This window comes from Rossellomorea sp. DA94, assembly GCF_029834455.1.
GTDB classification, from domain to species: Bacteria; Bacillota; Bacilli; order Bacillales; family Bacillaceae_B; genus Rossellomorea; species Rossellomorea vietnamensis.
Genome location: NZ_CP122397.1, coordinates 3112780 through 3124865, shown reverse-complemented (window position 1 = coordinate 3124865; position 12086 = coordinate 3112780). Strand labels below are relative to the sequence as shown.

Sequence of the window (12086 nt, the reverse complement as noted above, 5' to 3'; positions counted from 1 at the left end):
TATAGAGGTGTTTACATTGGATAAGAATTTAAAAGGCATTGAGTTATTACAAGAAGGAAAAGTAGAAGAGGCGGTAAAACTCTTCACAGAAGCCATCGAAGAAAATCCGAAGGAACCGGTAGGGTATATCAATTTCGGTAATGTATTGATGTCAGTTGGTGACAATGAAAAAGCGAAGAAGTTTTTTGAACGGGCGATTTCCGTTGATGAAAACGCAGGAGCAGCTTATTACTCTCTCGGAAATCTGTTCTTCAATGAGAATAAATTTGACGAAGCAAAAGATCAATTTGAAAAGGCCATCTCCAAAGGAATGGAGAATAGCGACGTATTCTTCATGCTTGGGATGAGTCTGTTCCAGTTAGATCAGCCAAGATTTGCACTACCGTACTTTCAGCGAAGCGTTGAATTGAATGAAGAAGACATCGAAGCGCGTTTCCAATTAGGATTGTGTCTTGCGAAAGTGGAAGCATATGAAGAAGCGATCACTCAATTATCCCAAGTGGTGGAAGCGGATCCTGAGCATGCAGATGCCAATTACAATCTGGGGGTTGCGTATGCTGGCCATAAGGATGATGCGGATACGGCACTCATGTATTTTAACAAAGCCATTGACGTTCAACCTGATCATATGCTGGCGGGTTATGGAATCAAGATGATCGAAAAGCTTAAAAATGAACAAAGTGAATAGTTAGGGGGTTCACTGCCTTGAGCCAGCAAGACTCTTTAAAGCTGTTTGGTGAGGAAGAAATATATATAAAAGGAAGGCATCTTGTCACGATTTTTCATAATGAGGAGAACCTTTATTCGGTGGTCAGAATCCGTGTGGATGAAACGAATGATTCTTATGAGGATAAAGAAGCGGTCGTAACCGGGAATTTCCCTAAGATACATGAAGATGATACCTATATATTTTATGGGAGATTTCAAGAGCATCCAAGATTTGGCATGCAGTTTCATGCCAAGCATTTCAAGAAAGAAATACCCCAAACCACACAGGGTGTCGTCCATTATTTATCAAGTGATCTCTTCAAAGGGATCGGGAAAAAAACAGCTGAAAAGATCGTTGAGCATATCGGGGAAAATGCGATCAGTAAAATACTCGAAAATCCAAGCCTTTTAGATGAAATTCCAAAGCTTCCAAAGGAAAAGGCTAAGAGTATCTATGATACGTTATCTGAGCATCAGGGACTCGAGCGGGTCATGATCATGCTGAATGAGCTTGGATTCGGTCCCCAGATTTCCATGAAGGTCTATCAGGCTTACAAAGAGCAGGCACTTGAAATCATTCAAAAGAATCCTTATAAGCTTGTGGAAGATATTGAAGGGATCGGCTTTACCCGGGCAGATGAATTGGGGTCCAAGATTGGTTTGACAGGCAGTCACCCGGACCGGATCAAAGCAGGCTGTTTATATACCCTGGAACAAACATGTGTCAAGCAGGGTCATGTGTATCTTGAAGCGGAAGAACTCATTGTTACGGTGAAAGAGCTCCTTGAGAAAAGTCAGCCAGAAAGAATCGAATACACGGACATTTCCACTCAATTGGTTTCCTTGGAGGAAGAAAGCAAAGTCATCGGTGAAGGGACGAAGGTGTATGTTCCTTCCCTCTATTTCTCTGAAAAGGGGATTGTGACGAATATCGAAAAGATATTGTCCCAGACACAGTATAAAGATCAATTCCCCCAGTCTGAATTCCTTCTGTCACTGGGTGCCCTGGAGGACAGGCTAGGGGTACAGTATGCGCCTTCTCAAAAGGAAGCCATCGAGACGGCATTGATGTCTCCCATGCTCCTGTTGACGGGTGGACCGGGTACGGGGAAGACCACTGTCATTCAGGGGATCGTCGAACTGTTCGCCGATCTTCACGGGTGTTCTTTGGATCCCAAGGATTACAAAGATGAGCCGTTCCCCGTATTGCTCACGGCCCCTACAGGACGTGCAGCTAAGCGGATGACAGAATCTACGGGGCTGCCGGCCATGACGATCCACCGACTCCTCGGATGGAATGGTCAGGAAGGATTTCAGAGCGATGAAGAACGGGCCATCGAGGGCAAGCTGTTGATTGTGGACGAAGTTTCCATGGTCGACACTTGGCTGGCCCATCAATTGCTGAAGGCTCTGCCTGATGATATTCAAGTGATATTTGTCGGGGATGAAGATCAATTGCCGTCCGTCGGTCCGGGTCAGGTACTGAAGGACTTGTTGAATTCGGAAAGCGTGCCGACTGTCAGGTTGACGGATATATACAGGCAGGAAGAGGGTTCCTCGATCATTGAACTTGCTCACTATATGAAAAGGGGACAGGTTCCCGCCGATTTGACCAAACAGCAAAAAGATCGTTCGTTCTTTCCCTGCAGGACGAATCAGATTTCAGAGGTCGTTCAGAAAGTGGTGGAAAATGCCAAGAAGAAGGGCTACTCACCTAAAGATATACAGGTCCTTGCCCCAATGTACAGGGGCCCTGCAGGGATCGACCGCTTGAATGAACTTCTTCAGGAAATCTTTAATAGTAACGATGGGACACGGAAAGAAATCGCCTTCGGGGACGTGAAATACCGGATCGGGGATAAAGTCCTTCAGCTTGTCAATCAGCCTGAAAACAATGTTTTCAACGGGGATATAGGTGAAATCGTTTCGATCTTTTATGCGAAGGAAAACACCGAGAAACAGGACATGATCATCGTTTCGTATGAAGGCAATGAGGTCACGTATACACGGCAGGACCTCATGCAAATCACCCATGCGTATTGCTGCTCGATCCATAAATCCCAGGGAAGCGAATTTCCCATTGTCATTTTACCCGTCGTAAAGAGCTATTACCGGATGTTACGGAGAAATCTCCTATACACGGCCATTACAAGGAGCAAGCAATTTCTCATTCTCTGCGGAGAGCTGGATGCTTTCAAGCTTGGAGTGGAGAGGGAAGATGATTTTCTCAGGAAAACGACCTTGAGTGAGAAGCTGAGAGGCATACTGCATGACGAGGGGAGTCATGTGGAAGAAGATTTATCAGAAGGGGACATACCCATTGAAGAAGTCCTTCTGAATGAAGACCCGATGATTGGAATGGAAGGGATCAGCCCTTACGATTTCATGAAGGCATAAAGTTGATGAATGAAGATGTCATTCATCAACTTTTTTTAAGTTTATTGTCAACTAAAACAAAATTTAAGTTGACATATATTTAATGAAAGCGATATCCTTATCTTGTAGAAAAAATGACAGATGGGGGAAGACAGATGAGCAGAAAATTAAGGACAATCGATATTACACTGGCAGGGATGTTTGTTGCACTTATGGCGATCGGTGCCAACATCACCACATTCGTACCTTTTATGGTAGTAGGCGGTGTGCCCATTACTTTACAGACGTTTTTCGCCATTTTAGCAGGGGCGATCCTTGGAAGCAGGGTCGGGGCGATTTCCATGACAGTGTACGCATTGGTCGGTCTTGTAGGGGTCCCGGTATTTGCCCGATTTGGAGCAGGGTTATCTTCTATAGTAAGCCCGACATTCGGATTTATCGTTTCGTTTATCTTCACAGCTTACATTACCGGTAAAATCGTGGAAAAACATAAAGGGATCAAAGTATATATCTTCGCCGCACTGGTCGGGATGGCCGTCAATTATGTAGTCGGAACAAACTGGATGTACGCTGCATATAAGTTCTGGGCACAAACTCCGGAAGGATTCACCTATAAGCTCGCATGGGCATGGATGGTGGTTCCGCTTCCGAAGGACATCATTTTAGCCGTCTGTGCTGGTGTCATGGCCCATCGTTTAGAAAAATCGGTTCTGTCAAAAAGTACATTTAGAAATTTGAAGCGTGCCGCTTAATGGGGAGGTTGTCAGATGAAAACGTGGAAAACACTTGCAGATGAGGTCATCGAGGGAAGGGAACTAACGAACGAAGAAGCTTTAGCCATCCTGAAAAGTCCGGATGATGAGCTTCTGGAACTGTTGCACAGCGCGTACGTGATCCGGAAACATTATTATGGAAATAAGGTCAAATTAAATAAGATCATTAATACAAAATCGGGACTGTGTCCTGAGAATTGTGGGTACTGTTCCCAGTCAAGCGTCTCTGATGCACCGATTGAGAAGTACCGCATGGTGGATAAAGAAACCATCATGAAGGGAGCCGAAAATGCTCATCAACTGAATGTCGGCACTTACTGCATCGTGGCAAGTGGCCGTGGTCCGAGCAATCGGGAAGTGGATCATGTTGTATCGGCCGTTAAAGAAATCAAGGAACAGTATAATTTGAAAGTATGCGCATGTCTTGGATTATTAAAGGGTGACCAGGCGAAACGGTTAAAGGAAGCAGGAGTGGACCGCTACAACCATAACATCAATACGTCCGTTAACCATCATGAAAACATCACCACTTCCCATACATATGAAGACAGGGTGAATACCGTAGAGCAGGCAAAAGCAGAAGGTATTTCCCCTTGCTCCGGAATCATCGTCGGCATGAAAGAAACGCTGCAGGATGTGGTGGATATGGCACATAGCCTGAAGGTCCTCGATGCTGACTCGATACCGGTCAATTTCCTTCATGCCATCGATGGGACACCTCTTGAAGGAACGGATGAACTGAACCCAAGGTATTGCTTAAAGGTCCTTTGCTTGATGCGCTTCATCAATCCGACGAAAGAGATCAGGATTTCCGGTGGGCGTGAAGTGAACCTGCGAAGCCTTCAGCCACTGGGCCTTTATCCGGCAAACTCGATCTTTGTCGGGGATTACCTTACGACAGCCGGACAGGACGGCACAGCGGACCATAAAATGCTTGAAGATCTCGGATTTGAAATTGATTATGTAAAAGAAGAAATCGGGCAGTCCGTCATCACTCCATAAAAATTCAATGGATGCTATGGAAAAGGTTACTCCTTATGAATTCAGGAAAATATCCCACACTATATAAGAACGTTGATATTGCATCAATGTTTGGGCGTCAGAACTCATTAAACGAGTATAAAACATGCACTGATTGGACATGATGGTAGGGAATAATCACCATTATCCGGTGAAGCCCTGAGGTGAACGTACCGATGAAGTGTCCAAATTGTCAGAGCAAAGATATCGGAAAGATCGGCATCAACCAATACTATTGTTGGGGATGTTATATTGAACTTTCCTTGTCTAAGGGAGTCATTCATACTCACCAAGTGGAAGAGGATGGATCACTCAGCTCCTTAGATGACTTGTTTGATGAGGAAGAACGCCGACTAAGCTAGGAAGAGGTGTCTTTCTTGAATAAAACATTTGCATCCATCGTTGGTTTTGGAGCAGGAGTCGCGGCTTCCATCTATTCTCAAAGATCCAATATGATGAGTCAGAGACAAATGAAACGAATCCGTAAACAAGTAAAGAAACTTTTTTAACAGCTGAAAGAGACTGGCTCATTGTGGGTCAGTCTCTTTTTTTGTTCTTTAATAAAGGAGGGCGAATGAATCCCCATGAATAAAACCACCTCTTATCTTCAAACACTAGAGGATAAAGGAGGGAGGTGTGGATGGTGGAAAGAAAATCTTATACAAGATGGATATACAGGCTTTCGATGGCCCTCATTCTTGCATTATTTCTATATGTTCTCTTTTTATTGAAGCCTGTTTGGCATCCGGTATTAGAGGTCTTATTCTTTTCCCTGCTTCCTTTCTTCATAGGCGGTTTCATTGCCTACCTGCTTCATCCTGTAGTGGAGAAACTGCATGAAGCAGGTATTCACAGGGGGATCGCCATCCTCTTCATCTACCTCCTTTTCTTTGGGGGATTGGGCTATGCCATCTATAAAGGGACCCCGGCCGTCATTCATCAGCTGAAGGATTTATCGGAGAACGCGCCGGTTTTTACAGAGCAGTACCAGGGCTGGCTGAAGGTTGTGCAGAGTGAGACTTCCACATGGCCGGACGGAATCCAGTCACAGCTTGAGAAGAGAATAGACGGACTCGAAGCGTGGGTGACGGGCCTTGTGGCTTTGGTGCTGGCGACGGTGATGAAGTTCATGAACAGTCTGCTCATCGTGGCCATCATTCCCTTCGTATCCTTTTATTTATTAAAGGATATTACAAAAGTAAAGGCGTTCATGTGGCAGCTTACCCCGAAACAATGGAGGCAGAGTGCGATATCATTTTCACATGATGTGGATGAATCCCTCGGTGGTTATATCCGGGGGCAGCTCTTGGTTTGCTTGATCATCGGTGGTATTTCAGCCGCCACCCTATGGCTGATCGGTATGAAATACCCCCTCATTCTCGGCTTGATCATTGGCGTGACGAATGTGATCCCGTATTTCGGCCCGATCATTGGGGCTGTCCCGGCAGCCATCATCGCAAGTACGATCTCCACGAATATGGTGATCTATGTTGTCATTATGGTGGTGGTCCTGCAGTTCTTGGAGGGTAACATCCTATCACCACTCATCGTCGGTAAAAGTCTTCATATGCACCCTTTATTCATCATGGGTGCTTTAATCCTGGGAGGCGAGGTAGGCGGTGTGATCGGCATGATTGTAGCAGTGCCCTTTCTTGCCGTCATTAAAGTGGCCATTTTACACGGAAGGACCCATTTTCTTCATACAAAGATCGATGAATAGCTGAAAAATGGGAATGATCATTGACAAATACCATGAATATTTCTATAATCCAACATATACAAGTATTCGCATAAAATGAAAGCAATGAAGGACCGAGTACGTTATAGTCCATCTTACAGAGAGAAATCCCCCAGGGTGTAAGGGATTTTAGATGAAGGATAACGGAATGCTAATCCTGAGTGCAGGTAAAGCCTGCCGTCCAGCCGCGTTAAGGTGCATTGAGGGATGAATGAACGAAGGTTTATTCATAACCAGGGTGGTACCGCGAGAAACAGCTCTCGTCCCTGTTTTAGGGATGAGGGCTTTTTTGTATTCTTTTTTAACCATACATACAAAGGAGGAAGCTTGATATGAACAAATTAACAGGCGCAGAAATTCGTCAGAAGTTTTTAGATTTCTTTCAGGAAAAAGGACACGGAGTAGAACCGAGTGCATCACTCGTTCCCCATGAAGACCCTTCCCTATTATGGATCAACAGTGGGGTAGCGACATTAAAGAAATATTTTGATGGCCGTGTGATCCCTCAAAATCCACGAATCGTGAATGCCCAAAAATCGATTCGTACGAACGACATCGAGAATGTAGGGAAGACAGCACGACATCATACATTCTTCGAGATGCTCGGGAACTTCTCGATCGGTGATTACTTTAAGGTAGAAGCAATTGAATGGGCATGGGAGTTCCTCACGGATGAAAAGTGGGTTGGCTTCGATCCTGAAAAGCTTTCCGTCACGATCCACCCGGAAGATCACGAAGCATTTGACATCTGGAACCAAAAAGTGGGGGTCCCTGCTGAACGCATCATCCGTATCGAAGGGAACTTCTGGGATATCGGAGAAGGCCCGAGTGGTCCGAATACAGAAATCTTCTATGATCGCGGACCTGAATACGGAGACAATCCCGAAGATCCAGAATTATATCCAGGCGGGGAAAATGATCGTTATCTTGAAGTGTGGAATCTGGTGTTCTCACAATTCAATCACAATCCTGACGGGACGTACACACCGCTTCCGAAGAAGAACATTGATACTGGCATGGGCCTCGAGCGAATGGCGTGCGTCGTTCAGGAAGTCCCTACGAACTTTGATACCGATTTATTTATGCCGATCATTGCTGCAACGGAAGAAATTTCAGGGAAGTCTTACGGCAAAGACAACGAGACGGATGTAGCTTTCAAAGTTATTGCCGATCATATCAGAACGGTTTCCTTTGCGATCGGTGACGGGGCCCTTCCATCCAATGAAGGCCGCGGGTATGTCTTAAGAAGACTTCTTCGCCGCGCTGTACGCTTTGCCAAACAGATCGAAATCAACCGCCCATTCATGTATGAATTGGTTCCAGTCGTTTCTGAAATCATGGTTGACTTCTATCCGGAAGTGAAGCAAAAAGCAGAATTCATCCAAAAAGTGGTGAAAAATGAAGAGGACCGTTTCCATGAGACATTGAATGAAGGTTTGGCTATCCTTTCATCCATCGTCAAGGTACAAAAGTCTTCCGGAAGTAACGTGATTCCTGGTGAAGATGTCTTCCGTCTTTATGACACGTATGGTTTCCCTGTTGAATTAACGGAAGAGTACGCAGAAGAAGAAGGATTGACGGTTGATCATGAAGGTTTTGAGAGAGAGATGGAAGGTCAGCGTGAAAGAGCGAGATCTGCACGCCAGGATGTAGGAAGCATGCAGGTGCAGGGTGGAGTCCTGAGTGATATTACAGTGGAAAGCCGCTTTGTTGGATATGACACACTCGAAAGTAATTCGACAGTCCTTGAATTATTGGTGGACAATGAACGTCAGCCTCAGGTCGGTAAAGGTCAGGAATGCCAGTTCATCCTCAACGAGACTCCTTTCTATGCAGAAAGCGGTGGACAGATCGGGGATAAGGGATATATCGAAGCAGATGGCGTAAGAGTATTCGTCAAAACGGTCAAAAAAGCACCTAATGGACAAAACCTTCACACGGCCGTTGTAGAAGAGGGGACATTGGAGCAGGGGGCCGAGGTCCTTGCAAGGGTTTCAAGAGAATCCAGAACAAAAGTGGAGAAAAACCATACAGCGACTCACATTCTTCATCAGGCATTGAAAGACGTCCTTGGAGAACACGTGAATCAGGCAGGTTCCCTTGTTGAACCGGATCGTCTGCGCTTTGATTTCTCTCATTTCGGATCTGTATCACCAGAAGAAATGGAACGGATCGAAGCCATCGTCAATGAGAAGGTTTGGAAAGCGATGTCAGTGAACACGGCCCTGAAATCTCTAACCGAGGCTAAAGAGATGGGTGCCATGGCGTTATTCGGTGAGAAATATGGTTCAGAAGTACGTGTCGTATCGATTGGAGACTACAGCCTGGAGCTTTGCGGAGGCTGTCACGTATCCAATACATCCGAGATCGGCTTATTCAAGATCCTCTCTGAAAGCGGGATCGGTGCCGGTACCAGACGGATCGAAGCCGTTACAGCAGAAAATGCGTATACAGTATTGAATGATCAGGTATCTCAACTGAAAGAGGTTGCAGCGAAACTGAAATCGAATCCGAAAGAAGTAGTCAATCGAGTAGACTCATTATTAGGTGAGATGAAAGAGCTTCAAAGGGAAAATGAATCTTTATCTGCAAAGTTGTCTAACATAGAAGCAGGTAGCTTGACGGATCAAGTGAAGGTCATAGATGGTGTGAATGTCCTGTCTGCGAAAGTGGCAGCCGGTGACAGCAACGGACTGCGCACGATGATGGATGATCTGAAGCAGAAGCTTTCATCCGGGGTAATCGTACTGGCAACAACTGGTGACGACAAAGTGACCATCATTGCAGGAGTTACGGATGACTTAGTCGAAAAAGGATATCATGCCGGCAAATTGGTGAAAGAAGTCGCTTCCCGCTGTGGCGGAGGAGGCGGTGGCCGTCCGGACATGGCCCAGGCTGGCGGTAAAAATCCGGAAAAAGTCGAAGAAGCCCTTCAATTTGTAGAAGAATGGGTCAAATCCATTTAACTCCGTGTGAAAGTGGTGTACAATGGAGGTAACGATTAACAATTCGGTTGTCAAAAAGACAAGCCTAAAGAGAGGTGCTAAAAATGAGTTCTTTTGACAAAACGATGCGGTTTGATTTTTCAGAGGAGCCGTTCGAACATGACGTGAAAGAAGTGCTCTTACAGGTTCACGATGCTCTGCAGGAAAAAGGGTACAACCCGATCAATCAAATCGTAGGATACTTATTATCTGGAGACCCGGCTTACATTCCCAGACATCAGGATGCCAGAAATATCATCCGCCGTTTAGAACGAGATGAGATCATCGAAGAATTAGTCAAATCGTATTTGAAACAACACAAAGAGGGATAATAGATGCGTGTAATGGGTTTAGACGTTGGTTCTAAAACAGTCGGAGTCGCAATCAGCGATGAGCTTGGCTGGACAGCTCAGGGAATTGAAACGATTAAGATCGACGAAGATCAAGGTGTGTTCCGGATGGATCGAATAAAGGAACTTGCCGATGAATACCAGGTGGATACCGTTGTGGTTGGAATGCCTAAAAACATGAATAACACGATCGGTCCGCGTGGGGAAGCGTCTAAAGCTTATGGAGAATTGATTCAACAGGAGTTATCCCTTCCCATTAAATACTGGGATGAAAGGCTGAGCACAATGGCTGCTGAACGAGTGCTGTTAGAAGCTGACGTCAGCAGGAAGAAACGTAAGAAAGTGATCGACAAAATGGCTGCGATGATGATCCTTCAAGGATATCTTGACAGTCAAAAATAATGAGGTGAATGTTCATGGAACACGGAGAAAAACAAATTACAGTAGTTGACGAACAAGGAAATGAGCAATTATGCGAGGTCCTTTTCACATTTGAATCAGATAAATTCAATAAATCGTACGTCCTTTACTATCCACTTGGGGCAGATGAGAACGACGAAGAAGAAATCGAAATTCATGCATCTGCATTCATGCCTGGTGACGAAGGCCAGGAAGGCGAATTAAAGCCGATTGAAACAGAAGAAGAGTGGGACATGATCGAAGAAATGTTAAACACTTTCCTTGATGAAGAAGAAGACGCTGAATAAGCAGTCGTCATAGGACTATATGAAACAGGGACCGCAAAAAGGGACAAATAATTCACCCTTTTTGCAGGTCCCTGTTTCACTTTGTGCAAAATATTGTATAATAGTGGAGATGATGTCGAATTGCGCATGACGGATAGCCCGCTTTTTTGCTCGAAGGGGGGAAATGAAAGCGTTGGAAGAAAAGAAAAAGATAAAAGAGACACTTATGAAGAAATTGCTTGAAAGGCAAGAGGAGGCCAAAGTCATTAGAAAAGTAGTAGGACTTGTCATTCTTTGTCTTGTCATTATCATAGGGGGAACGGGCATTGGAGGCTACCTTTATGTGAATTCAGCCCTCAAACCGGTTGACCCTGATAATACGAAAACGGTGAAAGTGGACATCCCCATTGGCTCCGGGGTATCGAGTATAGGGAAGATCCTGGAGGACAAAGGGATCGTTAAGAATTCAACAGTCTTTAAATATTACGTGAAATTCAATAACGAAGCAGGATTCCAGGCAGGTTCTTATGATTTGACGCCTTCTATGACCTTGAATGAAATCGTCAACAGCTTGAAGACTGGTAAGGTCATGAGGAAAGCAGAATTCAAGATTACCATTCCAGAGGGACTTCAATTGGACCAGATCGCAGAGATCATCGCTGAAAAGTCCCCATATAAAAAAGATGAGATTGAAAAGAAATTAAACGATAAGAAATGGCTCGAGCAATTAAAAGAGGAATATCCGGAATTGATTACAGATGAAATCTTCAAGAAAGAAATCAAACGCCCGCTGGAAGGATATCTTTATCCTGCGACGTACCCTTTCTATGAAAAGAAACCATCTTTAGACACGATTTTAAAGAAGATGATCGCGCAAACGAATGAAGTATTGGCTCAATACCAGGAAGCCATGGCAGCAAACGAGTATACGCCTCATGAGCTTCTCACCCTTTCTTCCCTGATTGAGGAAGAAGCGACGGAAAAAGCGGACAGAGGGAAAATTTCAAGTGTGTTCTATAATCGTATGGAAGAAGGTATGCCCCTTCAGACAGATCCGACGGTCTTATATGCATTAGGAAAGCATAAAGACAAAACCGTTTATAAAGATCTTGAAGTGGAATCGCCTTATAACACATACCAGGTGAAGGGGTTGCCGCCTGGTCCGATAGCGAATGCGGGCTTGTCTTCAATTGAAGCCGCCCTGCAGCCAGAGGATACAGAGTATTATTATTTCCTGGCAGCTTCCAACGGCTCGGTATACTATTCTGAAACACTGGATGAACATAACGAGAAAAAAGCAAAATATATTACCAACAAAGAAGAATAGCACGGTGAGAAGAGGAAAGAAACATTCGCTTTCCTCTTCTCTGTGTGGTAAAATAGTACAAGTTATTTTTATATCCGGGCGTTATCTTGATGAACGTGTGAAGTAGAAAGCTCATTGTAGCTTT

The 12086-nt window shown here is 44.8% G+C and carries 12 protein-coding genes and 1 other annotated feature; all 12 genes read left to right on the top strand.

Annotation, left to right across the window (positions count from 1 at the left end; all coding sequences use genetic code 11):
- The first annotated feature begins 16 nt into the window (after positions 1–16).
- The 12 genes from P8596_RS16345 (at position 17) to mltG (ending at position 11962) form a co-directional block, all read left to right on the top strand.
- Positions 17–688, top strand: coding sequence for a tetratricopeptide repeat protein (locus P8596_RS16345; protein WP_279724355.1), 672 nt, complete (start codon positions 17–19; stop codon positions 686–688).
- Between the two features lie 17 nt (positions 689–705).
- The gene (recD2, locus tag P8596_RS16340; RefSeq protein WP_279724354.1) at positions 706–3105 is read left to right on the top strand and encodes an SF1B family DNA helicase RecD2; all 2400 of its coding nucleotides are present in this window, start codon (positions 706–708) and stop codon (positions 3103–3105) included.
- 134 nt (positions 3106–3239) lie between these two features.
- Complete coding sequence (locus P8596_RS16335) at positions 3240–3836, top strand: biotin transporter BioY (RefSeq protein WP_279724353.1); 597 nt, start codon at positions 3240–3242, stop codon at positions 3834–3836.
- A 15-nt stretch (positions 3837–3851) separates the two neighbouring features.
- A complete protein-coding gene (gene bioB, locus P8596_RS16330; RefSeq protein ID WP_279724352.1) occupies positions 3852–4859 on the top strand; it encodes a biotin synthase BioB in 1008 nt (335 codons plus the stop codon).
- A gap of 194 nt (positions 4860–5053) precedes the next feature.
- The gene (locus P8596_RS16325; protein ID WP_034757353.1) at positions 5054–5239 is read left to right on the top strand and encodes a hypothetical protein; all 186 of its coding nucleotides are present in this window, start codon (positions 5054–5056) and stop codon (positions 5237–5239) included.
- Positions 5240–5254: 15 nt separating this feature from the next.
- Positions 5255–5386: a YrzQ family protein gene (locus tag P8596_RS16320; protein WP_079531766.1), complete on the top strand. Its 132-nt coding sequence runs from the start codon at positions 5255–5257 to the stop codon at positions 5384–5386.
- A gap of 131 nt (positions 5387–5517) precedes the next feature.
- The gene (locus P8596_RS16315) at positions 5518–6597 is read left to right on the top strand and encodes an AI-2E family transporter (RefSeq protein ID WP_224519463.1); all 1080 of its coding nucleotides are present in this window, start codon (positions 5518–5520) and stop codon (positions 6595–6597) included.
- Positions 6598–6672: 75 nt separating this feature from the next.
- Positions 6673–6886: a binding site (T-box leader), on the top strand.
- Between the two features lie 61 nt (positions 6887–6947).
- Positions 6948–9581: an alanine--tRNA ligase gene (gene alaS, locus P8596_RS16310; RefSeq protein ID WP_224519464.1), complete on the top strand. Its 2634-nt coding sequence runs from the start codon at positions 6948–6950 to the stop codon at positions 9579–9581.
- A gap of 83 nt (positions 9582–9664) precedes the next feature.
- A complete protein-coding gene (locus P8596_RS16305) occupies positions 9665–9931 on the top strand; it encodes an IreB family regulatory phosphoprotein (protein WP_034757362.1) in 267 nt (88 codons plus the stop codon).
- Between the two features lie 3 nt (positions 9932–9934).
- Positions 9935–10351 carry a Holliday junction resolvase RuvX gene (gene ruvX, locus P8596_RS16300; RefSeq protein ID WP_034757364.1) on the top strand — a complete coding sequence of 139 codons (417 nt, stop codon included), beginning with the start codon at positions 9935–9937 and terminating at the stop codon, positions 10349–10351.
- A gap of 14 nt (positions 10352–10365) precedes the next feature.
- A complete protein-coding gene (locus tag P8596_RS16295) occupies positions 10366–10656 on the top strand; it encodes a DUF1292 domain-containing protein (protein ID WP_034757367.1) in 291 nt (96 codons plus the stop codon).
- Between the two features lie 163 nt (positions 10657–10819).
- Entirely contained in the window at positions 10820–11962 is a 1143-nt protein-coding gene (mltG, locus tag P8596_RS16290) for an endolytic transglycosylase MltG (protein WP_279724351.1), read from the top strand.
- Positions 11963–12086: the final 124 nt, after the last annotated feature.